The organism is Bacillus tequilensis KCTC 13622 (genome assembly GCF_000507145.1).
Classification (GTDB): domain Bacteria; phylum Bacillota; class Bacilli; order Bacillales; family Bacillaceae; genus Bacillus; species Bacillus tequilensis.
Genome location: NZ_AYTO01000034.1, coordinates 457,151 through 481,324 on the forward strand (window position 1 = coordinate 457,151; position 24,174 = coordinate 481,324).

Genomic DNA, 24,174 nt, shown 5'->3' on the forward strand with positions numbered 1-24,174 from the left:
TAAATGGAATTTTGTAGCAAAATAAATTGATAAAAAAGAAACATTTTGAGAAGGAGCTGCGATTTGACGAATAGTAAAGGCTGTATAAAATGCGGCAGCACTGAAGCGGGCCAAAAAGAAATAGCTACAACCGGCACGGGATTGTCGAAGTTGCAGCATAACCGTTTTCTAGTCGTGTACTGTAAAAATTGTGGGTATTCCGAGTTTTATAATAAAGAGTCCTCAACTGCCGGCAATGTATTGGATTTGTTTTTTGGAGGCTGATCCATGATTTCGAACTTCGATGATTTTAAACATATAATGAAAGCAAAACGGGATGCTGGCTATGTCACCTGTGAAATAGGCTGCCGCAAACATTCCAGTAACCTTCATGAAGTGAATCGTTTCGTTAAGCACCATGGGTATCATGGACTTGAAGATCAATGGAATGCAGTAAATGAACAGACCGCCCGTAACCTCATGACCTATATACTATCTAAAGATTTAGCATACGAGAGCTCTCTTTCTTCTGAGCCCATCGCTTTTGAATGATGCGATTATTTCTTTCATTGCTTTTCGGATGATCCTATGTATTATACAAACGCTGATGTTGATGTTCAGTCCGGTGATGTTAGATTAAGCAGCTGGAGTCCTATTACCCAAGCGACATTTGATGAAGGGCTGGTTGTGATCGACAAGAAAAAGATAGGCATGTTTTGGGTGGAAGATGAAGATTAACCCAGACTGTAAAGCACTTCAATGGTCCTGATGGGATTTCTTTTCGATTCGTGATAACATAAATTGAAGATTGTTGTTTATTGGAGGAAATCAGTTGAAAGCAGAAAATCATTCAAAGAAAAAAACAATAGTAGAATGGACAAAAGCAATTGTGATTGCTGGCGTTCTCGTTTTGCTCATCCGTCATTTTATTTTTTCGCCGTATATCGTTGATGGTGAGTCCATGGAGCCTACTCTGCATAACCGTGAGAGGGTCTTTGTCAATATGACTGTCAAATACATCGGCGAGTTTGATAGAGGAGACATCATCGTATTAAACGGAGATGATGTTCACTATGTCAAGCGTATTATCGGCCTGCCCGGAGATACAGTTGAGGTGAAAAGCGACCAGCTTTATATCAACGGGAAAAAGGTAGCTGAGCCTTATTTAGCTGCTTACAAAAAGATAGCGAATCAGAATGGTGAACATTTGACCGATGATTTCGGGCCGGTGAAAGTGCCTGATGACAAATATTTTGTGATGGGCGATAACCGGCAGAAATCAATGGACAGCCGCAACGGCCTTGGTCTCTTCACGAAAAAACAAATTGCGGGCACGTCAAAGTTTGTCTTCTTCCCATTTAACGAAATGCGCAAAACAAATTAGAATCATGCAGCTTCCTGAACAGGAGGCTGCTTTTTTTATTTGTTTTTTTCGTTCATCCCCCAAAAACAGAACATAAATTCGTATAACTATAGAAAAGAAATTTTTGCAGAAATGTGAAACATATTCCCGTAATGCATCGTTATATTAATAATTTACGAGAATTAACGGTTTTTTATTCATGAAAAAAAGGAATAACTCATATGAATGAAAATACATTCATATTGGCTGGAGGTTTAAATATGGGAAGAATAAAAACCAAGATTACCATTCTGTTAGTGCTTTTGCTTTTACTTGCAGGCGGTTATATGTACATAAATGATCTTGAACTGAAGGATGTTCCGACAGCAATTGGACAAACCTTGTCCTCGGAAGAAGAGGAATACACCATTCAGGAATATAAAGTGACGGAAATTGACGGCTCAGAGTATCACGGAGAAGCGGAAAACGGCACAAAAATCATCTTCAACGGAAAAAATTTAAATCAGGATTTGTCTGATATAAAAGAAGGCGACAAGATTAAGGCATACTTCAGCAAATCAAAGCGGATCGATGGATTAATCAAGGTTGCAAAAGTAAATGATTAACGGAACATCACCTTTCGGATCGAAGGGTGATGTTTTGCTTTTCTCAAATTGTGAGTTTATTTCATTGCACACTTCAAAAAGGATCGCTATAATAGCCAATAAGGACAAATGAATAAAGATTGTATCCTTCGGGGCAGGGTGGAAATCCCGACCGGCGGTAGTAAAGCGAATGTGCTTTAGAGCCCGTGACCCGTGTGCATAAGCGCGCGGTGGATTCAGTTTTAAGCTGAAGCCGACAGTGAAAGTCTGGATGGGAGAAGGATGATGAGCCGCTATGCAAATGTTCAAAAATGCATAGTGTTATTTCCTATTGCATAAAATGCCTAAAGCCCCGGATTTTTTATTAAATTCGGGGCTTTTTTGACGGTAAATAACATAAGAGGGGAGGGAAATAAATGGAAGAGTATTATATGAAGCTGGCATTAGATCTTGCCAAGCAGGGCGAAGGACAGACCGAATCCAATCCGCTCGTCGGCGCTGTTGTCGTAAAGGATGGACAAATCGTCGGAATGGGCGCCCATTTAAAATATGGCGAAGCTCATGCGGAAGTTCATGCCATCCAAATGGCCGGATCACATGCAATGGGTGCTGATATTTACGTTACACTCGAACCGTGCAGCCATTACGGAAAAACGCCGCCATGCGCAGAACTCATTATCAACTCAGGAATCAAAAGAGTGTTCGTGGCGATGAGAGATCCAAACCCGCTTGTAGCTGGAAAAGGGATCAGCATAATTGAAGAAGCCGGTATAGAAGTAAAGGAAGGCATCTTGGCAGACCAGGCAGAGAAGCTGAATGAAAAATTTCTGCACTTCATGAGGACAGGCCTCCCTTACGTCACACTAAAAGCTGCCGCAAGCCTTGACGGGAAAACGGCTACCAGCACAGGCGACAGCAAATGGATCACGTCAGAGGCCGCAAGACAGGATGCTCAGCAATACAGGAAAAATCACCAAAGCATTCTAGTCGGAGTCGGCACGGTGAAAGCGGACGATCCAAAATTAACCTGCAGGCTGCCGAATGTGATAAAACAGCCCGTTCGGGTGATACTTGATACCGAACTCTCGATTCCTGAGGACGCCCAAGTGATTTGCGATCAGGCAGCGCCGACATGGGTTTTTACAACGGCACGTGCAGACGAGGAAAAGAAAAAACGGCTTTCAGCTTTTGGAGTGAACATATTTACGCTTGAAACGGAGCGTATTCAAGTTCCCGATGTTCTGAAAATCCTTGCGCGGGAAGGCATCATGTCGGTGTATGTGGAAGGCGGATCAGCTGTTCACGGAAGCTTTGTCAAAGAAGGCTGTTTTCAAGAAATCATCTTCTATTTTGCCCCTAAACTAATCGGAGGAACGCATGCTCCCAGCTTAATCTCCGGTGAAGGTTTTCAATCAATGAAAGATGTCCCCTTATTACAATTCACAGATATAACCCAAATCGGCCGTGATATCAAACTGACGGCAAAACCGACAAACGAGTAGGATGGTGACCATGTTTACAGGAATAATTGAAGAAACAGGCACAATCGAATCCATGAAAAAAGCAGGGCATTCCATGGCCTTAACGATTACATGTTCAAAGATTCTAGAAGATGTTCATCTTGGCGACAGCATTGCAGTAAACGGCATTTGCCTGACAGTCACTGATTTCACAAAAAATCAATTTACAGTAGATGTGATGCCTGAGACAGTCAAAGCGACGTCACTGAATGATTTATCAAAAGGAAGCAAAGTAAATCTGGAAAGAGCGATGGCGGCAAACGGCCGTTTTGGAGGCCATTTCGTCTCAGGTCATGTCGACGGAACTGCGGAAATCACCCGAATAGAAGAGAAAAGCAACGCTGTTTACTATGATTTAAAGATGGAGCCGTCTTTAACAAAAACATTGGTTTTAAAGGGATCCATCACCGTGGACGGCGTCAGTTTAACCATATTTGGCCTGACAGAAGATACAGTGACCATTTCTTTAATACCGCATACGATCAGCGAAACAATTTTTTCTGAAAAAACGATCGGCTCTAAAGTGAATATCGAATGCGATATGATCGGAAAATATATGTATCGCTTTTTGCATAAAGCCAATGAAAATAAGACCCAACAAAACATTACAGAAGCCTTCTTAAGCGAAAACGGCTTTTAGAGAGGAAGATTTGCATGTTTCATCCGATAGAAGAAGCACTAGACGCTTTAAAAAAAGGCGAAGTCATTATCGTTGTAGATGATGAAGACAGAGAAAATGAAGGAGACTTTGTGGCTCTAGCCGAGCATGCATCGCCGGAAGTCATTAACTTTATGGCGACACACGGAAGAGGACTGATTTGCACGCCGCTTAGTGAGGAGATCGCAGACAGGCTTGATCTTCACCCTATGGTTGAGCATAATACAGATTCTCACCATACTGCCTTTACGGTAAGTATTGACCATCGTAAAACGAAAACGGGCATCAGCGCCCAAGAAAGATCTTTTACCGTTCAGGCATTGCTGGACAGCAAATCCGTCCCATCTGATTTTCAGCGTCCGGGACACATTTTTCCGCTGATTGCGAAAAAAGGAGGTGTCCTGAAAAGAGCGGGCCATACAGAAGCCGCTGTTGATCTTGCTGAAGCTTGCGGGTCTCAAGGAGCCGGCGTCATTTGTGAAATTATGAATGAAGACGGAACGATGGCGAGAGTGCCTGAGCTCATTGAAATTGCGAAAAAACATCAATTAAAAATGATCACCATTAAAGATTTAATTCAATACCGTTACAACCTAACAACACTTGTCGAGCGTGAAGTCGACATTACGCTGCCCACTGATTTTGGCACATTTAAAGTTTACGGATACACAAATGAGGTAGATGGTAAAGAACATGTCGCATTTGTGATGGGGGATGTGCCGTTCGGAGAAGAACCGGTATTGGTCCGGGTGCATTCAGAATGTCTCACAGGTGACGTGTTTGCATCTCATCGCTGTGACTGCGGCCCGCAGCTGCATGCTGCGCTGACACAAATTGCAGCAGAAGGCCGCGGAGTGCTCTTGTACCTGCGCCAAGAAGGCCGGGGAATCGGTTTAATCAATAAATTAAAAGCTTATAAGCTTCAGGAACAAGGCTATGATACCGTAGAAGCCAACGAGGCGCTCGGGTTCTTGCCTGACCTTCGCAACTATGGCATCGGCGCACAAATGTTACGTGACCTCGGTGTGCGGAATATGAAGCTTTTGACGAATAATCCGCGCAAAATCGCCGGCCTTGAAGGCTATGGACTCAGTATTTCAGAACGAGTGCCGCTTCAAATGGAGGCGAAAGAGCACAATAAAAAATATTTGCAAACCAAAATGAACAAGCTAGGTCATTTGCTTCATTTCTAAACACAAATATCACAAAAAAGGATGGGAATCATATGAATATCATACAAGGAAATTTAGTTGGTACAGGTCTTAAAATCGGAATCGTAGTAGGAAGATTTAATGATTTTATTACAAGCAAACTGCTGAGCGGTGCAGAAGATGCGCTGCTCAGACACGGCGTAGACACAAATGATATCGATGTGGCTTGGGTTCCAGGCGCATTTGAAATTCCGTTTGCTGCGAAAAAAATGGCGGAAACAAAAAAATATGATGCTATTATCACATTAGGCACTGTCATCAGAGGCGCGACGACACACTACGATTATGTCTGCAACGAAGCTGCAAAAGGCATTGCGCAAGCAGCAAACACTACTGGCGTGCCTGTCATCTTTGGAATTGTGACAACTGAAAACATCGAACAGGCAATCGAGCGTGCCGGCACAAAAGCGGGCAACAAAGGTGTAGATTGTGCTGTTTCTGCCATAGAAATGGCAAATCTAAACCGGTCATTTGAATAATTTGCTGAAAACAGTTTAAAAATATGGCGAAAATGATATAATGTGAGAAAACGGATCACCTATTCGTATCCGTTATTAGCAGGCTGGACATTTTGGATATAGAGGGGTTTTTATGTTAATTCGTTATAAAAAATCGTTTGAAAAGATTGCGATGGGGCTTCTTTCGTTTATGCCGAGTGAAAAAGACCTTAAGCAGCTTCAGCAGACAATTAAGGACTATGAAACGGATACAGACCGCCAGCTCTTTCTTTGGAAAGAGGACGAGGATATCGTCGGAGCAATCGGAGTCGAAAAAAAGGATTCCGAGGTTGAAATCCGGCATATCAGTGTGAATCCTTCTCATCGCCATCAAGGAATCGGAAAACAGATGATGGATGCTTTAAAGCATTTATTCAAAACGCAGGTACTGGTTCCGAATGAATTAACGCAGAGCTTTTTCGAACGTTGTCAAGGTCAGCAGGATCAAGACATTTCATACAATAATTAAACAGAGGCTGTGATCAGCCTCTGTTTTTTTTTCTCCGTTCTATTTCTTTTTCGCGTTCCAGAATGACATCAGTCCGATCCCGCAAACGGTGTTTGTCGATCAGAAATGTGTCGGTGAGTGTGCTTGGCTGTCCCCATGTGTACTCTTTTTTCTTGCATTCGAAGCGGCATGCTTCCTCGAGCTTCTCATCTTTGATCGGCAGCATAACGCTTCGATAGGAAGAGCCCATTACGATTTGTTCATAAACCGACTGCATAAGCTCGAGCAAACGGCCATGATCAAGCCCCAAGCCTTCGACCGCTTGTTTTTCTGTTTGAAGAATCCGGATGCTGTTCGCCATCAGTCTGTTTGCCCCGGCCATATTTTGCCTTCTGTGATGATACAATGCAACCGCAAGCTGAATAAAGCCGACCCAATGGCGTTTTCGTTTCTTTGGCGGATCTTCTTTCCAATATTCTTCTAATATTTCATGGCATTCAAAATAATCCCGTGTCGCGTGAAATTCAACGAGATAATCAATATAAGCTTTCGGATACAAGGTGCTTCCTCCTTTAATCTGCCTTTAGTGTAACACAGGAAGGTTAAAAGGAAAAAAGAACGCTGAGCGCCGGTTGCTTCTTTGTGTCAGCACAACAAGGGGAAATCACCGATAACACTGTTTCCTCTCATCTCTATTGTTATGAACGGATGCCTTTGTTGTTTTGAATATTCTGTACAAATTGCTTGAAACGGGAAATGAAATAGTATTGGACGAGAGCTTTTTGGTGGCTTATACTAAAGGGTAGCCAGTTTATCCGGCAATGAGAGTGATACTTGAAAATGGTGAGATGATGGAAGAATATCAAGTGAAAATTGATACGTTTGAGGGCCCATTGGACCTGCTGCTTCATTTAATCAATCGTCTTGAAATTGACATATATGATATACCTGTGGCGAAGATCACTGAACAATATTTATTATATGTACATACGATGCGTGTGCTTGAGCTCGATATTGCCAGCGAGTATTTGGTCATGGCTGCCACGCTGCTCAGCATAAAAAGCAGAATGCTGCTCCCGAAGCAAGACGAGGAGCTTTTTGAAGATGAATTACTTGAAGAAGAAGATCCGCGGGAAGAACTGATTGAAAAGCTGATTGAGTATAGAAAATATAAAGATGCGGCGAAGGATTTAAAAGAACGGGAAGAAGAAAGACAAAAATCGTTCACGAAACCGCCGAGTGATTTGAGCGAATTTGCAAAAGAAGTAAAACAGTCTGAGCAAAAGCTCTCTGTCACTGTTTATGATATGATCGGGGCTTTTCAAAAAGTGCTGAAACGCAAAAAAATAACTAGACCGATGGAAACAACAATTACCAGACAGGAAATACCAATTGAAGACAGAATGAACGAAATTGTGCACAGCCTGAAATCAAGAGGAACGAGAATCAACTTTATGGATCTGTTTCCCTATGAGCAAAAAGACCATTTGGTTGTCACGTTTTTAGCCGTTCTCGAGCTGATGAAAAATCAGCTGGTTCTCATTGAACAGGAGCACAATTTCTCAGATATTTACATTACGGGGAGTGAATCCATTCATGGGGCTTGATATCGTGAATTGGAAAGCTATAGTGGAGGCCCTTCTTTATGCGGCAGGCGATGAAGGGCTCACAAAAAAGCAGCTGTTAACAGTGCTGGAGATCGAAGAACCTGAACTAAACACCATCATGGCCGAGGTGGCGGAAGAATACCGCGGGGATACAAGAGGCATTGAACTGATTGAATATGCAGATACGTATATGCTTTCTACCAAAAAAGACTTTGCGCCGTACTTGAAAAAACTGATTGAAGTGCCGTCAAAGGGCCTTTCTCAAGCATCTTTAGAAGTGCTGGCCATTGTTTCATATAAACAGCCGATTACAAGAGCAGAAATTGAAGAAATCAGAGGCGTGAAATCAGAGCGGATTTTACACAGCCTCGTCGCGAAGGCGCTATTGTGTGAAGTCGGTCGGGCTGACGGTCCGGGCCGAGCTATTTTATACGGCACAACACCGACTTTTCTTGAGCAATTCGGACTGAAAACGCTGGACGAGCTTCCGCCGCTGCCTGAAAATGCGGAAGAAGACGTCCTTCAAGAAGAAGCAGATTTATTTTTTGAAAACTTTAACCAAACCTTCGAAGATATAAAATAGAAGTTTAATGAATCGCGCTTTTTCATCATCATAAGATATAAGGAATAAGCTATCATGAAAGAAGCAAAATGTGAGAAACAAAGACATGAGAGGAAGATACCAAGCGAAATGGGACATTCGATTGTGCGAGCGCAGACTCAAAAAACAGGCGAATTCTTATCAATGGTTGTCAATACCGTTAACGATTACTTAAATCAAACGACCCTGGAATCCTTACAGGCTGAATTGCCTATTGAGAAAGGATACTGCTGTGATGTACTGAGCACTCTGCGAAGAATAACAGTAGTTTGTGAAGGAGGCGCAGAAGCGTGCCGCCGTCTCCTCATGCAGGAGCCTTTTCAGGACGCCAGAGCGGAAAAAACACTTTACAATGTGTATCACCAATGCATTGAAGAGTTCTTTATGCCGAAAAAAGACACGTGGTGTGAAAATAGCCGGGCGTCTTATACGGGAGTCAGCGCAATTGAGTTTTACCATACTGTTCCTGCGTCGCTTGAGCAATTATTATTGCCGCTGAGCGCAGCCTTTCTGAAGATGAGGGAAGAGCTGGCTCATTACGAAGCGTCCGGATCAAACATGGCGTCAATCAGATAACCTTTACTCTCCCTTTTCAGGGGGAGTTTTTTTATGTTTGATGCGTGCAGATCAATAATTGTTATTCATAACTGGTGGACATGCGCATAAACTTGTACAAACCACCACAAGGACGTGAGCAAACATGCGCAATTTCAAAAAAGCAGTCTTCATGGTCATGATTTTTTTTCTATTTGCAAATGTAAATGTGAACGCAGCACATGCGGCTATAGATGTTAGTGCGAAAAGCGCGATCGTGATTGACGGAGCGTCAGGCAGAGTGTTATTTGCCAAGGATGAGCATGCAAAAAGGCGGATTGCAAGCATCACAAAAATCATGACAGCCGTACTCGCCATTGAATCCGGCAAAATGGATGAAACGGTGACGGTTTCGGCAAATGCTGTCAAAACAGAAGGCTCTGCCATTTATTTAACAGAAGGGCAAAAAGTGAAATTAAAAGATCTTGTGTATGGCCTGATGCTGAGATCAGGAAACGACTCCGCTGTAGCAATTGCCGAGCATGTCGGGGGCAGCCTCGATGGCTTTGTTTATATGATGAATCAAAAAGCGGAGCAGCTTGGCATGGAGAATACCCGTTTTCAAAACCCGCACGGCTTGGACGACCATGAAAACCATTATTCAACAGCTTATGACATGGCCATTTTAACGAAATACGCTATGAAGCTGAAAGAGTATCAAAAGATTTCCGGCACAAAAATATACAAAGCAGAAACGATGGAAAGTGTCTGGAAAAACAAAAATAAACTGCTGACCATGCTTTATCCATACAGCACAGGAGGGAAAACAGGCTATACAAAACTTGCAAAACGGACATTGGTTTCAACAGCTTCAAAAGACGGCATTGATCTTATTGCCGTCACAATAAATGACCCTGACGATTGGGATGACCATATGAATATGTTTAACTATGTATTTGATCATTATCAAACTTATTTAATCGCAAAAAAAGGGGATATTCCAAAGCTGAAAGGCACATTTTATGAATCGAAGGCTTTTATTAACAGAGATGTCACCTATTTGCTAACCGAAGAGGAAAAGGAAGACGTCAAAATTAAAACCACGCTGCTTAAACCGAAAAAAGCATGGGAAAAAGACGTCTCGAAGATTCCCGACATCGTAGGACACATGAACATCATGTTCAACAATGTAATGATCGCAAAAGTGCCGATCTATTATGAAAACGAACGACACCCAAAACCGAAAAAACAATTTTTTGAAACGTTTAAATCAATCTTTCTGAATGCGGCTGGCGGGGCAAAATGGTCAATATAATTTGGGTCTGCTTAACTGTGATTGGACTTGTTTTTGCGATGTGCAATGGAACGCTGCAAGATGTAAATGAAGCTGTATTTAAAGGGGCAAAAGAAGCTGTTACGATTTCATTCGGACTGATGAGCGTGCTTGTTTTCTGGCTTGGTTTAATGAAAATAGCCGAGCAGTCAGGGCTTTTGGATATTTTCAGCCGGATGTGCAGACCCTTTATATCTAAGCTGTTCCCTGATATACCACCGGATCATCCGGCGATGGGCTACATTTTATCTAATCTTATGGCGAACTTCTTCGGCCTCGGAAATGCGGCAACTCCGCTTGGCATAAAAGCAATGGAGCAAATGAAAAAGCTGAATGGAAACCGATCGGAAGCAAGCCGGTCGATGATTACTTTTTTAGCTGTCAATACGTCCTGCATCACGCTCATTCCGACAACGGTGATCGCTGTTCGAATGGCCTATTCCTCCAAAACGCCTACAGATATCGTCGGACCAAGCATTTTAGCGACACTCATTTCTGGAATCGGCGCTATTATCATTGACCGGTATTTTTATTACCGCCGCAAAAAGAAGGGAAGGTGAGCGGGTGGAAATCATCAATTGGCTGTCTTTAGCCATGATTCCGATCATTATTGCCGGAATTCTTCTTTATGGAACAATCAAAAAGGTTCCCACATATGAATCGTTTGTCGAAGGCGGAAAAGAAGGGATAGAAATCGCCTTTTCCATTATCCCCTACTTAGTCGGAATGCTTGTCGCCATAACGGTTTTCAGATCATCGGGTGCGCTTGATTTTATCATGGACCATTTAAAGCCGGTTTTCGCCGCTGTAGGCATCCCCGCTGAAGTGGTTCCGCTTGCACTGATCCGTCCGATCTCCGGGACGGCCGCACTCGGCATGACGACAGATTTAATTGCATTATACGGGCCGGATTCCTTTATCGGCAGGCTGGCTTCTGTCATGCAGGGATCAACAGATACAACGCTTTACGTACTGACTGTGTATTTCGGAGCGGTCGGCATTAAAAAAATGGGTGATGCATTAAAGGTGGGACTTCTTGCTGATTTTATCGGCGTAGTTGCATCTATCATCATCGTTACGTTATTATTTGGGAGCGCCTGAAAAAGGCGCTTTTTTGGATTTGGCATAGGAATTTGAAAAAGCTTGTTTGTTCAGGTTGAAAAAAGTAAGATAATACTTGAGGTGAAAGACATGGAAAGACTGCAAAAAGTAATTGCTCATGCCGGTGTTGCATCGCGCAGAAAGGCAGAAGAGCTGATTAAAGAAGGAAAAGTAAGGGTGAACGGCAAAGTAGTAACAGAGCTTGGTGTAAAGGTCACCGGTTCTGATCAGATTGAGGTAAACGGATTAAAGGTGGAACGCGAAGAGCCGGTTTACTTTCTCTTATATAAGCCAAGAGGCGTTATTTCCGCAGCGCAAGATGATAAAGGACGTAAAGTCGTGACGGACTTTTTTCAAAATATTCCGCAGCGCATTTACCCGATTGGGCGTCTGGACTATGATACGAGCGGTCTTTTGCTTTTAACCAATGACGGTGAGTTTGCCAATAAGCTGATGCACCCTAAGTATGAAATAGACAAAACATACGTAGCAAAGGTGAAAGGCATTCCGCCTAAAGAACTGCTCAGAAAGCTGGAGCGCGGCATTAGGCTGGAGGAAGGCAAAACGGCGCCTGCTAAAGCGAAGCTGCTGTCTCTGGATAAGAGAAAGCAAACAAGTATTATTCAGCTTACGATTCATGAAGGACGCAACAGACAGGTGCGCCGCATGTTCGAAGCGATCGGGCACGAGGTCATCAAGCTGAAGCGTGAAGAATACGCGTTTTTGAACCTGAGAGGCCTGCACACGGGAGATGCCAGAGAGCTTACGCCGCATGAAGTGAAAAGACTCAGAGCACTGGCGGAACACGGTAAAAACGCTTTCTAAATTTCACATAACCTTCAAAAAGTACGAAATGTGAAATGAATGTGAAATGATATAATTGAATGGATCTGCAATAGGGGGAAGGGGGCAGTGGACAATGAAGAAAAAAAGGCGTTTATTCATTCGGACCGGCATCCTTCTCGTTTTAATCTGCGCACTTGGCTATACCGTTTACAATGCTGTATTTGCCGGCAAAGAGAGTATATCCGAAGGGTCCGCCGCACCGAATTTTGTTCTGGAGGATACGAATGGGAAACGTATCGAACTCAGTGACTTAAAAGGAAAAGGTGTTTTTTTGAATTTCTGGGGAACATGGTGTGAACCGTGCAAAAAAGAATTTCCTTATATGGCGAACCAATATAAGCATTTTAAAGACCAAGGCGTTGAAGTTGTCGCAGTAAATGTTGGGGAGTCAAAGATAGCAGTACATAATTTTATGAAATCCTACGGAGTCAATTTCCCGGTTGTTCTGGATACCGATCGTCAAGTGCTTGATGCTTATGACGTATCTCTGCTTCCGGCAACCTTTCTCATCGATCCGGAAGGAAAAGTTGTCAAGGTGGTGACCGGCACTATGACTGAAAGCATGATACACGATTATATGAATCTGATAAAACCCGGAGAGACTTCGGGATGAAGCAAGTCAAATGCGAATGCGGACATGTAAACCCGGTCGGAACCGTTCTATGTGAATCATGCGGAAGAGCGCTCCAGGAAACTCAGCCGCCGCTTGCTGATATGAGATATGACGGAAGCGCGAGACGTTCTCAAACCTATAATAAGACAATCATTGATAAAGTTTGGAATTTCTTTTCTTCGGTCAAGGTGGGCATATGGCTTATCGTCATCACCCTTGCCGCATCAGCGTTCGGCACCATTTTCCCCCAAGAAGCCTATTTGCCGCCGGGCGCACAGGCTGATACTTATTACAAAGAGCAGTACGGCACGTTCGGACAGCTTTATTATTTGCTGGGATTTCATCATTTATATGGTTCCTGGTGGTATTTGCTGCTCATAGCCTCGATTGGCATTTCACTCGTGATTTGCAGCCTCGACCGGGTCATTCCGTTATATAGGGCATTAAAAAATCAAGGTGTCAGAAGGAGCCCTGCTTTTTTAAGAAGGCAGCGCTTGTTCAGTGAAACCGGTACGATACTGAACGGGGAAGCAAAAGAAAAGATTGTTGTGCTCTTAAAGAAAAAGCATTATAGAGTCAGAGAAAAAGAGGGAAGCATTCTTGCGGAGAAAGGGCGATTTTCCCGCTGGGGACCATATGTCAACCACATTGGGTTGATTATCTTTCTGATCGGTGCGATGCTGAGATTTGTGCCTGGCATGTACGTCGATGAGACGCTTTGGGTCAGAGAAGGCGAAATCGCCGCAATTCCGGGAACAGACGGAACATATTATTTGAAAAACAATCAATTCAGCGTAGAGACCTATAACAGCAAAACGGAAAAAAAGGTATTTGCAGATGCCATTGACAGAGTCGGGGACGGAAGAGTGGCAAAGAACTTTCAAACAGATGCCGTACTCTACAAGAGAGAAGGAAAAATCGTTTATGGCGAGAAGCCGAAGCTGAAAAAAGTAACAGAAGAGGACATCCGTGTCAATCAGCCGCTGCGTTTTGATTCTTTTTCCGTTTACCAGGTGGATTATAAAGAGAATCAGCTTGATCAAATGGTGTTTCAGCTGATCGATAAAAAAACAAAAAAATCCTTTGGGAGCTTAAAGATCAACCTTCTGGATCCAGATTCGGTTTATGATCTTGGTAACGGTTACAAAGTTGAAATCGCCAGCTATCTGCCAGACTTCTATTTTAATCAGGACGGAGAGCCGAGCACGAAAACAAAGGTCCCTAACAATCCGGCTTTTGTCTTTAATATCATAACACCCGACAAACCGAAGGGTGAAAAAAGCTTTGTCGCCATTCAAGAAACAATCGAAGGTTCCGGCAGCAATAAATACAAGCTGAAATTTGACCATGTCGAAACGAAAAACATTACCGGACTCACAGTCAGAAAGGATCTGACGCTCTGGGTGCTTGCCGTCGGCGGAGCCATTTTTATGATCGGTGTCATTCAGGGTATGTACTGGCAGCACCGAAGAATCTGGCTTCATTCACAGGACGGCGCTGTCTTAGTGGCAGGGCATACAAATAAAAACTGGTATGGCCTAAAGAAGGATCTAACCTTTGTATTGGCTGATTCCGGTCTGACTGAACCAGAGGACCAAAAAGAATTAATGAAAACACAGAAATAGGCGAAGAGGGAGTGATGTCATGGCAGAGCTGAGCGGAAATTTTCTTTATGCGGCCTTTCTTGTGTATTTAATCGCTGTCCCGATTTTTGGCGGGGCCATACGCGGAAATAAAGATAAAAAGGGCAAGCCAAACCGGTGGGCCAATATCGGGATCACCCTATCTATTGTTGGTTTTCTCTGCCACCTGGGATATTTCATCACGAGGTGGGCTGTCAGCGGCCATGCGCCTGTCAGCAATATGTTTGAATTCACCACCGCCTTTGGCATGATGCTTGTTTTGGCGTTTATTATTCTATATTTTATCTACAGATTGCCTTCATTAGGCCTGTTCACGCTGTCAATCGCTTTATTGCTGATTGCTTACGCAAGCATGTTTCCGACGGATATATCGCCCTTAATTCCATCGCTGCAAAGCAATTGGCTGTATATTCACGTTACAACAGCCGCGCTTGGGCAAGCTATACTTGCTATCAGCTTTGTCGCCGGTGTTATCTTTCTTTTGAAGCATGTAGACCAGACCAAACCTAGCAAAAAAACGTTCTGGCTTGAAGGGATTATGTTTATCCTGGTCACAACCGTCGCCTTTATTGCGATCACATCTGCATTTCGTCTCGCAGGCTATGAAGCAGAGTTTAACTGGGTGGATAAAAATAAAGAAAAAAGCGTGATGGTGTATGAAATGCCTGCGCTTGTCGGCCCGCATGAGGGAGAGCTTTTGACCGAAGGAAGAATGGAGCCGCTTGCTGAGCTTCCCGCTCTTTTCTCAGGCAGAAAGGTGAACACTGTCATTTGGTCATTTGGAGCAGGTCTTGTTTTGTACGGGGCCCTTCGTCTGATCATCAGAAAAAGAATCAGCGCTCTATTCCATCCGCTGGTGAAAAACGTCAATCTTGATCTGGTGGATGAGGTTGGGTACAGGGCCGTATCCATCGGGTTTCCGATCTTTACGCTCGGCGCGCTGATCTTTGCGATGATTTGGGCTCAGCTCGCGTGGACCAGGTTTTGGGGCTGGGACCCTAAGGAAGTATGGGCGCTGATCACGTTTTTGTTTTATGCCGCTTACTTGCATTTAAGACTGTCAAGAGGCTGGCACGGTGAGAAGTCAGCATGGCTGGCCGTAATCGGTTTTGCTATTATTATGTTTAATTTAATATTCGTAAATCTTGTGCTTGCCGGACTTCATTCTTATGCATAGTCCTTTGAAAGCGACACAGTTCTCAAACTTTCTCATGATTTGATAAAATGAAAGTAACAGAAGGAAAGCAGGGGGAAAACATGGACCAAACGAACGAAACAAAAATATTAGTAGTTGATGACGAAGCCAGAATTCGCCGCCTTTTAAGAATGTATCTTGAACGTGAAAATTATGTCATAGACGAAGCGGAAAATGGTGATGAAGCCATTGCCAAAGGGCTTGAAGCCAATTATGACTTGATTTTGCTTGATCTGATGATGCCGGGGACAGACGGAATTGAAGTGTGCCGGCAAGTTCGAGAAAAAAAAGCGACGCCAATCATCATGCTGACTGCAAAAGGAGAAGAAGCAAACCGGGTGCAGGGGTTTGAAGCGGGAACAGACGATTATATTGTCAAGCCGTTCAGCCCGAGAGAAGTTGTGCTGCGGGTAAAGGCTCTTTTGAGAAGAGCATCTCAAACCTCTTATTTCAATGCCAATACACCGACGAAAAATGTGCTCGTGTTTTCACATCTGTCCATTGACCATGATGCCCACCGCGTAACGGCTGACGGAACTGAAGTAAGCCTGACGCCGAAAGAGTATGAGCTTCTTCACTTCTTAGCGAAAACACCAGACAAAGTATATGATCGGGAAAAGCTTCTGAAAGAAGTGTGGCAGTATGAGTTTTTTGGTGATCTGCGGACAGTGGACACTCACGTCAAACGTTTGAGAGAGAAGCTGAACAAGGTATCACCGGAAGCTGCGAAGAAAATAGTCACCGTATGGGGTGTAGGCTATAAATTTGAGGTAGGCGCTGAATGAAATTTTGGAAAAGCGTAGTAGGCAAGCTGTGGTTTACGATCCTTTCACTCGTCTTGATCGTATTGTTCATTTTAACGGTTCTTTTGCTGGAATTCATTGAAAATTACCATGTGGAAGAAGCTGAGAATGATTTAACACAGCTTGCGAATAAAGTTGCTGTCATCATAGAAGATCACGAGGACCAGGCACTGGCAAGATCAATCACATGGGAACTTGCTGATAACTTAACAAGCATTGCCATCATTCAGAATGAGAAAAAATACTGGTATTCTCCGAATGATAAAAATCGCCTGTCGTCCATTACAGTTGAGCAAATACAGCATGACAAAGACTTGAATAAAGCTCTTCAAGAACATAAAAAAGTAAGCAAACGTACGGTGCTGAGCGATACGGACACGGATAATGAACGTCTGATTGTAGGTGTCCCGTATGAGAAAGACGGAAAGAAAGGCATGGTCTTTTTATCTCAGTCTTTGCTTGCCGTTAAAGATACAACAAAACATACAACCCGCTATATTTATCTGGCCGCGGGGATTGCGATTGTGCTGACCACGTTTTTCGCTTTCTTTTTATCAAGCAGGGTCACGTACCCGCTTCGAAAAATGAGAGAAGGCGCACAGGATTTGGCGAAGGGCAAGTTCGATACAAAAATTCCGATTTTAACCCAGGATGAAATTGGTGAACTGGCAACCGCTTTTAATCAAATGGGGCGGCAGCTTAATTTTCATATTAATGCGCTCAATCAAGAAAAAGAGCAGCTCTCTAATATTTTGAGCAGTATGGCCGACGGGGTCATCACCATTAATATTGACGGTACGATCCTTGTGACAAACCCTCCGGCTGAACGCTTTCTTCAGGCATGGTATTATGAACAGAACATGAATATCAAAGAAGGCGATAACCTGCCGCCTGAAGCAAAAGAGCTGTTCCAAAACGCTGTTAGCACTGAAAAAGAACAAATGATTGAAATGACGCTGCAAGGGAGATCATGGGTGCTCTTGATGTCGCCGCTTTATGCGGAATCTCATGTCAGAGGAGCAGTTGCCGTGCTGCGCGACATGACTGAAGAACGCCGCCTTGATAAGCTGCGGGAGGATTTTATTGCAAATGTCAGCCATGAGCTGAGAACACCAATCTCCATGCTTCAGGGATATAGTGAAGCAATTGTTGATGACATTGCAAGCTCTGAAGAAGACCGGAAAGAAATTGCGCAAATCATTTATGACGAATCCCTGCGAATGGGCCGCTTAGTCAATGACTTGCTTGATTTAGCCCGAATGGAATCAGGTCATACAGGCTTGCATTATGAAAAAATCAATGTCAATGAATTTTTAGAGAAAATCATTCGGAAATTTTCCGGTGTTGCGAGAGAAAAACATATTGCTTTACATCAAGATATTTCTCTCACAGAAGAGGAATTTATGTTTGATGCAGACAAGATGGAGCAGGTATTTACCAATTTGATCGATAACGCGCTGCGGCATACTTCATCCGGCGGGAGTGTTTCCATTGCAGTCCATTCTGTGAAGGATGGATTGAAAATTGATATCAAAGACTCTGGATCAGGTATACCGGAAGAAGATCTGCCGTTTATCTTTGAACGTTTTTATAAGGCAGATAAAGCGCGGACAAGAGGCAGAGCAGGAACCGGGCTTGGGCTGGCTATTGTTAAAAATATTGTGGAAGCGCACAACGGAACAATTACAGTGCACAGCCGAATCGATAAAGGAACGACATTTACATTTTATATTCCGACAAAACGATAAAATGGAGTCTGAATTTGCCGAAGAATCTTGTTCCATAAGAAACACCCGCTCAATTGAGCGGGTGTTTTTTTAAAAAGCCAATATTAATAAAATTTAAGAATATGTTAATATAAATTCCCTTCCAAATTCCAGTTTATCGTAATATAGTTGTAATGTAACTTTTCAAGCTACTCATACGACAAAAAAGTGAACGGAGGGGTTTCAAATGGAAGAAACCTTTCAATTATTATATGATACATATCATCAAGATTTGTACCAATTTTTATTTTATATGGTAAAGGATAAAAGCCAGGCAGAAGATCTTCTTCAAGAGGTTTATATCCGTGTATTAAATTCTTATCATACGTTTGAAGGAAGAAGCAGTGAAAAAACATGGCTTTTGTCGATCGCGCGCCATGTTGCGATTGACTGGTTCCGTAAACAGCAGACGATCAGACAGCGTATACTCGGCACATTTGATTGGGACACACAGGATGTCAGAGATCAGGAATTGCTTCCGGACGAACTTGCGGTTCAACATGAAAATGTCCGGGAAATTTATGCTGCGCTTGACCAATGCACGATTGATCAAAGAGCTGTGATTATCTTGCGGTTTATTCAGGGATATTCAATTCAGGAAACAGCCAATGCTCTGCGCTTCTCGGAAAGCAAGGTGAAAACGACCCAACACAGGGGACTCAAAGTACTTCGGAAACATATGGAGCTTTTGAGGGAGGAGCTAATGGATGATGAAGTCAGAATGGAACGAAGAACAGATAAAGGAGTTGTTAAATCAACTTCCGGCAGTTAAAGACCATCGTTCGCCTCAGGATATTTACAAGCGGCTGACGATGGCAAGTAGCAAAAAAAAGCCCGCTGTCAGGTGGATTGGCCCCGCGTGCGCCGCTGCAATTGCGGTTTATATCGCCTTCATTATTTCTCCTCATTTCCTTGATCAGACACAACCTCAACAAAAAGAAGCGTCCCAAGAGAACGCTGTAACAAACGCTGAGACAGCAGACAGCCCAAAAGCTGCATCATCTCTGGATCAGACTTCGTTTGTTGTTCCTGAAAAGGAACGGAACAATTACGTCACTGTTGCGATTGCTGATGCTGAAACATCCGCCATTATACCCATCAGCATCAAAAAAACAAACGCAGACCAAACGATACAGGATATGCTGTCAGAAAGCAGTGAATTGGGGATCATTAATCATGCTATTACGATTCCGTCCTTCATAGATGAAGTAGAGGTAAAGGAAAAACCAAAGCAGAAGGAATTAAGTGTACGAGTTCATCAGCTCATTACGGCTTTTTCTGTAAAAGATGATACACTGTTAAAAAAACTGCTGAAAGAATCTTTAGAATGGAGTCCTTTTGAAAAAATAACATTTTTATCTGATGAAAATGAGAGCGGCGTTCGTATTGGCTCATATGGCACTTCTACTGAAATTTCGATTCCCAAACAGTCAAAAAGAGCCTTCTATTTATACCAAAATAAAGAAGGACAAGACCTTCTCGTTCCGTCAGAAAAAACATTTCATACAGTAAAAGAAGCCATTAAGAATATGGAATCGAGCAATCAAAAAGGTATAGCACCTCTTATTAAAACGGGTGCTGTCCAATCTGTAACGAAGAAACAGAAACACTTATATATCCGCTTCTCAAAAGACTCAGAAGTTGAGGATTCTATTGCCGGTATCTTAATGCTGGAGGGCCTTCTTTTAACAGCAAAAGAGTTTGGCTTTACAGAAGTGACCTTTACGGAAACCAGAACAAAAAAAATCGGCAGATATGACGTATCAGATGCAATTCCGGTACCGTCTGCCCCAAATCCGATCACTTTAAACTAAAAAGGGCCCTCTGAGGCTCTTTTTTAGTTGCTTTTCGTATTATAAAAATTTTCAAAAAAAAGTGACGCGTGTATAATAAAACAAGGTAACGATTGAAAGGATTTGAGACGAGTGAACGTACTAACAATCAAAGGAGTTTCCATCGGTGAAGGGATGCCGAAAATCATTGTTCCGCTGATGGGAAAAACAGAAAAACAAATTTTGAACGAAGCAAAAACCGTAAAAACATTAAACCCTGACATTGTCGAGTGGCGAGTCGACGTATTTGAAAAAGCAAATGACAGAGAAGCCGTCACAAAGATGATTTTTGAGCTTCGGGAGTCTTTAGCGGACAAGCCGTTTTTGTTTACATTCAGAACGCATAAAGAAGGCGGCAGGATGGAAATGGACGAAAGCTCTTATATTGCTTTGCTTGAAGCGGCAGTCCAAACAAAAGGCATCGATCTTATTGACATTGAATTATTTACAGGAGATGCAAATGTGGAAGCGTTAGTGTCGCTGGCGGAAAAAAACAATGTCTATGTGGTGATGTCAAATCATGATTTTGAGAAAACACCAGCGAAAGATGAAATTCTTTTGAGACTTCGGAAAATGCAGAATTTAGGGGCGCATATTCCCAAAATAGCTGTCATGCCGAATGATACAGGAGATCTCTTAACACTGCTTGATGCGACGTATACAATGAAAACAAAATATGCAGACCGTCCAATCATTACGATGTCAATGGCTGCAACAGGGCTGGTCAGCAGGCTGAGCGGTGAGGTTTTTGGATCAGCTTGTACGTTCGGCGCGGGAGAAGAGGCATCGGCCCCCGGTCAAATACCTGTTTCTGAGCTGAGAAATGTCTTAGAGGTTTTGCACAAAAACACACGAAAATAGAACAATAAAAAAACTCAAGCTTATAAAGCTTGAGTTTTTTTGAGGTTAGGGAAGATCAATGAGCTTTACAGACACAATATCAGGTATATCTGTTAGTTCTTTCACAATTTTATCTTCAAGATGTCTGTCAAAGGAAAGCATCATGATGGCTTCTCCGCCTTTTTCTTTACGGCCAACCTGCATGGTTGCAATGTTAATATCGTTATCACCGAGAATACGTCCAACTCGGCCGATGACACCCGTTGTATCCTGATGCTGGATATATACCAAGTGACCCGTCGGATAAAAATCGATATTAAAACCGTTGATCTCGACAATGCGCTCGCCGAAATGAGGAATATACGTAGCCGTTACAGTAAAGGTGCTGCGGTCTCCTGTCACTTTTACGCTGATGCAGTTATCGTATCCAGATTCAGAAGAGGAAATTTTTTCACTGAAGCTGATGCCGCGTTCTTTCGCGACACCTCCCGCATTGACCTCGTTAACAGTTGAGTCAACGCGCGGTTTTAAAAAGCCTGACAGAAGGCTTTTTGTAATGAACGATGTTTCAAGTTTGGCAATGGTGCCTTCGTATTGAATGGCAACATCCTGTACCGGCTCTTTCATGCATTGTGATACCAGGCTGCCGATTTTCCCTGCGATTTGATGGTAAGGTTTAATTTTAGCGAATTCATCTTTTGTCATGGCAGGAAGGTTGATAGCTGACATCACAGGAAGACCTTTTGCGAACTGCAGAACTTCTTCTGACACTTGGGCTGCGACATTTAACTGAGCTTCTTTAGTCGATGCCCCGAGGTGAGGAGTGGCAATGACTAATGGATGATCAACGAGTTTATTGTCAACTGGCGGTTCAACTTCAAAAACGTCAAGCGCCGCTCCGGCAACATGCCCGCTGTCCAAAGCTTCGAGAAGCGCTGCTTCATCGATAATACCGCCTCGCGCACAGTTAATTAAGCGAACGCCTTTTTTCGTTTTTGCAATCGTTTCTTTATTTAATAAGCCCTTTGTTTCTTTTGTTAAAGGCGTGTGAACGGTAATGATATCCGCGCTTTCAAGCACTTCTTCAAATGTACGGCTGTTTACGCCGATTTTTTTCGCTCTTTCTTCAGTTAAGAACGGATCGAAAACGTGAACAGTCATACCAAACGCTCGCGCACGCTGTGCAATTTCGCTTCCGATTCGGCCTAATCCGACAATCCCAAGCGTTTTTCCGTAAAGCTCTGAACCGACGTAAGCTGTGCGGTTCCACTCTCTGGATTTCACTGAGATATTAGCCTGAGGGATGTGTCTCATTAAAGAAGAGATCATCGCAAATGTATGCTCAGCTGTCGAAATGGTGTTGCCGTTTGGAGCGTTAATCACAATTACCCCGTGTTTAGTCGCCTCGTCAATATCGATATTATCTACACCGACACCCGCTCTTCCGACAATTTTTAAAGAAGTCATTTTTTTGAAAAGATCTTCTGTTACTTTTGTTGCGCTTCGCACCAAAAGAGCATCAAAAGTATGTAATTCATCTTCTGCATCTGCTGCGTTTTTTTGAACGATTTCAATAAAGTCTGATTCAATTAGTGGCTGCAAGCCGTCGTTGCTCATTTTGTCTGAGACCAATACTCGAAACATCGTTGATTTCCTCCTAAATTGGCAAACTAAATATCTGATAATTTAACATATTCTCAATAGAGTGTCAATGTGTATTGACGCAGTAAAGGATAAAAGAAAGCCTGAAAATCAATATTCTTACGACTTTATGGGATTATATATAATTTGAAGCAATTCTCTATACAGCCAACCAGTTATCGTTTATAATGAAACTAAATTCATAGATCAATCTTCGGGGCAGGGTGAAATTCCCTACCGGCGGTGATGAGCCGATGGCTCTAAGCCCGCGAGCTGTTTTTACAGCAGGATTCGGTGAGATTCCGGAGCCGACAGTACAGTCTGGATGGGAGAAGATGGAGGTTCATAAGCGTTTTGAAATTGGATTTTCAAACGTTTCTTTGCCTAGCCTAATTTTCAAAACCCCGCTTTTATACATGAAGCGGTTTTTTTATTGGCTGGAAAAGAACCTTTCCGTTTTCGAGTAAGATATGATCGAAAAGGAGAGAGTGAAGTGAAAGTAAAAAAATTAGTTGTGATTAGTATGCTGAGCAGTATTGCATTTGTTTTGATGCTGTTAAATTTTCCGTTTCCGGGTCTTCCGGATTATTTAAAAATTGATTTTAGCGACGTGCCCGCTATTATTGCCATTTTGATTTACGGGCCATTAGCTGGTATTGCTGTAGAAGCGATAAAAAATGTTCTTCAATATATCATTCAGGGAAGCATGGCCGGAGTTCCTGTAGGGCAATTGGCGAATTTCATCGCAGGATCACTCTTTATATTGCCGACCGCTTTCTTATTTAAAAAGCTCAACTCAGCAAAGGGATTAGCTGTCAGTCTGCTTCTGGGAACTGCAGCGATGACGGTCTTGATGAGTATTTTAAATTATGTTCTGATTCTTCCCGCCTACACATGGTTTTTACATTCACCGGCATTATCAGACAGCGCGCTGAAAACTGCGGTTGTCGCTGGTATTCTGCCGTTTAACATGATAAAAGGCATCATCATTACGGTTGTATTCTCACTTATTTTTATCAAGCTTAAGCCGTGGATTGAGCAGCAGCGAAGCGCGCAAATCCATTAAATAAAAAAGCTCCCGCAGGGGAGCTTTTTTTGTTGCTTCTATTCAAATTTAAGCGGGTCGCCTTCAAATGGCTCATCCGCCACTTTGATGGAATCAGTAGGGCATCCTTCAAATGCGTCAATCATATCTTCTTCCAGTACCTCAGGAACTTCGACAACACCTTTGTTTTCATCAAGCGTTACGAACGCGATGCCTTCATCATCGTAATCGTAAATGTCTGGTGCAGCAGCTCCGCAAGCGCCGCATGCAATACATGTATCTTTGTCTACGATTGTGTACTTTGCCATGAATAAAACCTCCCAGATTGTTCTTGGTGGAACAAATGGATCAATCTTTATAGTTAATCAATTTAACACCTATTCCTCTTACTTATTGTAATGATGTTCTTGCCACATTTCAACAGAAAAATGATTGAGAATGCTTATCACATAAGGGGTTATCTACATAACATCCCCCTTAATGATGACATTAAACGTCGATTTCTGTTTAAAAT

28 protein-coding genes, 1 pseudogene and 2 riboswitches are annotated in these 24,174 nt (G+C 42.9%); of the genes and pseudogenes, 25 read left to right on the forward strand and 4 right to left on the reverse strand.

The features are described from left to right. Positions 1-63 precede the first annotated feature (63 nt). Positions 64-264, forward strand: a complete 201-nt coding sequence (locus V756_RS01000000122420; RefSeq protein ID WP_032682108.1) for a zinc ribbon domain-containing protein — start codon at positions 64-66, stop codon at positions 262-264. On the opposite strand, the pseudogene V756_RS1000000123545 reads toward V756_RS01000000122420, so the two are convergent. Beyond that, positions 207-444 (reverse strand): annotated as a pseudogene (locus tag V756_RS1000000123545) (hypothetical protein). The gene V756_RS01000000122420 and the pseudogene V756_RS1000000123545 sit on opposite strands and share 58 nt — an antisense overlap. A gap of 123 nt (positions 445-567) precedes the next feature. Between V756_RS1000000123545 and V756_RS1000000123950 the strand changes: the two are divergent. The 8 genes from V756_RS1000000123950 to ribT all read left to right on the forward strand — a co-directional run bounded on the left by V756_RS1000000123950 (position 568) and on the right by ribT (position 6,281). After that, positions 568-717 (forward strand): hypothetical protein, encoded by a 150-nt coding sequence (locus V756_RS1000000123950; RefSeq protein ID WP_155906219.1) that lies wholly within the window; start codon positions 568-570, stop codon positions 715-717. Between the two features lie 94 nt (positions 718-811). After that, on the forward strand, positions 812-1,363 hold the full coding sequence (gene sipS, locus V756_RS0113970; protein ID WP_024715193.1) for a signal peptidase I sipS: 552 nt from the start codon (positions 812-814) through the stop codon (positions 1,361-1,363). A 239-nt stretch (positions 1,364-1,602) separates the two neighbouring features. Continuing rightward, on the forward strand, positions 1,603-1,947 hold the full coding sequence (locus tag V756_RS0113975) for a hypothetical protein (RefSeq protein ID WP_024715194.1): 345 nt from the start codon (positions 1,603-1,605) through the stop codon (positions 1,945-1,947). A gap of 120 nt (positions 1,948-2,067) precedes the next feature. Next, positions 2,068-2,213: riboswitch (FMN riboswitch) on the forward strand. A 129-nt stretch (positions 2,214-2,342) separates the two neighbouring features. Beyond that, a complete protein-coding gene (gene ribD / locus V756_RS0113980) occupies positions 2,343-3,428 on the forward strand; it encodes a bifunctional diaminohydroxyphosphoribosylaminopyrimidine deaminase/5-amino-6-(5-phosphoribosylamino)uracil reductase RibD (protein ID WP_024715195.1) in 1,086 nt (361 codons plus the stop codon). A gap of 10 nt (positions 3,429-3,438) precedes the next feature. Next, the gene (gene ribE / locus V756_RS0113985; RefSeq protein ID WP_024715196.1) at positions 3,439-4,086 is read left to right on the forward strand and encodes a riboflavin synthase subunit alpha; all 648 of its coding nucleotides are present in this window, start codon (positions 3,439-3,441) and stop codon (positions 4,084-4,086) included. 14 nt (positions 4,087-4,100) lie between these two features. Beyond that, positions 4,101-5,297 (forward strand): bifunctional 3,4-dihydroxy-2-butanone-4-phosphate synthase/GTP cyclohydrolase II, encoded by a 1,197-nt coding sequence (locus V756_RS0113990; protein ID WP_024715197.1) that lies wholly within the window; start codon positions 4,101-4,103, stop codon positions 5,295-5,297. Positions 5,298-5,329: 32 nt separating this feature from the next. Then, on the forward strand, positions 5,330-5,794 hold the full coding sequence (gene ribH, locus V756_RS0113995; RefSeq protein ID WP_003223915.1) for a 6,7-dimethyl-8-ribityllumazine synthase: 465 nt from the start codon (positions 5,330-5,332) through the stop codon (positions 5,792-5,794). A 112-nt stretch (positions 5,795-5,906) separates the two neighbouring features. Next, positions 5,907-6,281: a GNAT family N-acetyltransferase RibT gene (gene ribT / locus V756_RS0114000; protein ID WP_024715198.1), complete on the forward strand. Its 375-nt coding sequence runs from the start codon at positions 5,907-5,909 to the stop codon at positions 6,279-6,281. Positions 6,282-6,294: 13 nt separating this feature from the next. On the opposite strand, the gene V756_RS0114005 is transcribed toward ribT, so the two are convergent. Beyond that, positions 6,295-6,819: a DUF309 domain-containing protein gene (locus tag V756_RS0114005; protein WP_024715199.1), complete on the reverse strand. Its 525-nt coding sequence runs from the start codon at positions 6,817-6,819 to the stop codon at positions 6,295-6,297. Between the two features lie 292 nt (positions 6,820-7,111). Here V756_RS0114005 and V756_RS0114010 point away from each other — a divergent pair, with 292 nt between their 5' ends. The 15 genes from V756_RS0114010 (at position 7,112) to aroD (ending at position 20,995) form a co-directional block, all read left to right on the forward strand. Next, the gene (locus V756_RS0114010; RefSeq protein ID WP_024715200.1) at positions 7,112-7,867 is read left to right on the forward strand and encodes a segregation/condensation protein A; all 756 of its coding nucleotides are present in this window, start codon (positions 7,112-7,114) and stop codon (positions 7,865-7,867) included. Continuing rightward, positions 7,857-8,450, forward strand: coding sequence for an SMC-Scp complex subunit ScpB (gene scpB, locus V756_RS0114015; protein WP_024715201.1), 594 nt, complete (start codon positions 7,857-7,859; stop codon positions 8,448-8,450). The genes V756_RS0114010 and scpB overlap by 11 nt, the downstream gene beginning before the upstream one ends. Before the next feature lie 54 nt (positions 8,451-8,504). Next, the gene (locus V756_RS0114020; RefSeq protein WP_024715202.1) at positions 8,505-9,044 is read left to right on the forward strand and encodes a YpuI family protein; all 540 of its coding nucleotides are present in this window, start codon (positions 8,505-8,507) and stop codon (positions 9,042-9,044) included. A gap of 124 nt (positions 9,045-9,168) precedes the next feature. Then, complete coding sequence (locus tag V756_RS0114025) at positions 9,169-10,317, forward strand: D-alanyl-D-alanine carboxypeptidase family protein (RefSeq protein WP_024715203.1); 1,149 nt, start codon at positions 9,169-9,171, stop codon at positions 10,315-10,317. Beyond that, positions 10,305-10,895 carry a spore maturation protein SpmA gene (gene spmA / locus V756_RS0114030; RefSeq protein ID WP_024715204.1) on the forward strand — a complete coding sequence of 197 codons (591 nt, stop codon included), beginning with the start codon at positions 10,305-10,307 and terminating at the stop codon, positions 10,893-10,895. The genes V756_RS0114025 and spmA overlap by 13 nt, the downstream gene beginning before the upstream one ends. Before the next feature lie 4 nt (positions 10,896-10,899). Beyond that, complete coding sequence (gene spmB, locus V756_RS0114035; RefSeq protein WP_024715205.1) at positions 10,900-11,436, forward strand: spore maturation protein SpmB; 537 nt, start codon at positions 10,900-10,902, stop codon at positions 11,434-11,436. A 90-nt stretch (positions 11,437-11,526) separates the two neighbouring features. After that, positions 11,527-12,261 carry a 23S rRNA pseudouridine(2605) synthase RluB gene (gene rluB, locus V756_RS0114040; RefSeq protein ID WP_024715206.1) on the forward strand — a complete coding sequence of 245 codons (735 nt, stop codon included), beginning with the start codon at positions 11,527-11,529 and terminating at the stop codon, positions 12,259-12,261. 94 nt (positions 12,262-12,355) lie between these two features. Continuing rightward, complete coding sequence (resA, locus tag V756_RS0114045) at positions 12,356-12,895, forward strand: thiol-disulfide oxidoreductase ResA (RefSeq protein ID WP_024715207.1); 540 nt, start codon at positions 12,356-12,358, stop codon at positions 12,893-12,895. Beyond that, positions 12,892-14,520: a cytochrome c biogenesis protein ResB gene (resB, locus tag V756_RS0114050; protein ID WP_024715208.1), complete on the forward strand. Its 1,629-nt coding sequence runs from the start codon at positions 12,892-12,894 to the stop codon at positions 14,518-14,520. Before resA ends, resB begins: the two co-directional genes overlap by 4 nt. A 19-nt stretch (positions 14,521-14,539) precedes the next feature. Continuing rightward, positions 14,540-15,715, forward strand: a complete 1,176-nt coding sequence (gene resC, locus V756_RS0114055; protein WP_024715209.1) for a cytochrome c biogenesis protein ResC — start codon at positions 14,540-14,542, stop codon at positions 15,713-15,715. Between the two features lie 80 nt (positions 15,716-15,795). Further along, complete coding sequence (gene resD / locus V756_RS0114060) at positions 15,796-16,518, forward strand: DNA-binding response regulator ResD (protein ID WP_024715210.1); 723 nt, start codon at positions 15,796-15,798, stop codon at positions 16,516-16,518. Next, a complete protein-coding gene (resE, locus tag V756_RS0114065; protein ID WP_024715211.1) occupies positions 16,515-18,284 on the forward strand; it encodes a sensor histidine kinase ResE in 1,770 nt (589 codons plus the stop codon). Before resD ends, resE begins: the two co-directional genes overlap by 4 nt. 205 nt (positions 18,285-18,489) lie before the next feature. Continuing rightward, the gene (gene sigX / locus V756_RS0114070; protein WP_024715212.1) at positions 18,490-19,074 is read left to right on the forward strand and encodes an RNA polymerase sigma factor SigX; all 585 of its coding nucleotides are present in this window, start codon (positions 18,490-18,492) and stop codon (positions 19,072-19,074) included. After that, positions 19,010-20,116 carry an RsiX family anti-sigma factor gene (locus tag V756_RS0114075; protein WP_032682109.1) on the forward strand — a complete coding sequence of 369 codons (1,107 nt, stop codon included), beginning with the start codon at positions 19,010-19,012 and terminating at the stop codon, positions 20,114-20,116. The genes sigX and V756_RS0114075 overlap by 65 nt, the downstream gene beginning before the upstream one ends. A gap of 111 nt (positions 20,117-20,227) precedes the next feature. Then, positions 20,228-20,995, forward strand: coding sequence for a type I 3-dehydroquinate dehydratase (gene aroD / locus V756_RS0114080; RefSeq protein WP_024715214.1), 768 nt, complete (start codon positions 20,228-20,230; stop codon positions 20,993-20,995). A gap of 45 nt (positions 20,996-21,040) precedes the next feature. Here aroD and serA read toward each other — a convergent pair whose 3' ends face one another. Then, positions 21,041-22,618 (reverse strand): phosphoglycerate dehydrogenase, encoded by a 1,578-nt coding sequence (gene serA, locus V756_RS0114085; protein WP_024715215.1) that lies wholly within the window; start codon positions 22,616-22,618, stop codon positions 21,041-21,043. Between the two features lie 203 nt (positions 22,619-22,821). Then, positions 22,822-22,956: riboswitch (FMN riboswitch) on the forward strand. 152 nt (positions 22,957-23,108) lie between these two features. Between serA and fmnP the strand changes: the two genes are divergently transcribed. Beyond that, a complete protein-coding gene (gene fmnP, locus V756_RS0114095) occupies positions 23,109-23,681 on the forward strand; it encodes a riboflavin transporter FmnP (protein WP_024715217.1) in 573 nt (190 codons plus the stop codon). Positions 23,682-23,719: 38 nt separating this feature from the next. Here the strand turns inward: fmnP and V756_RS0114100 are convergent, their stop codons facing one another. Then, positions 23,720-23,968 (reverse strand): ferredoxin, encoded by a 249-nt coding sequence (locus V756_RS0114100; RefSeq protein ID WP_003225461.1) that lies wholly within the window; start codon positions 23,966-23,968, stop codon positions 23,720-23,722. Positions 23,969-24,174: the final 206 nt, after the last annotated feature.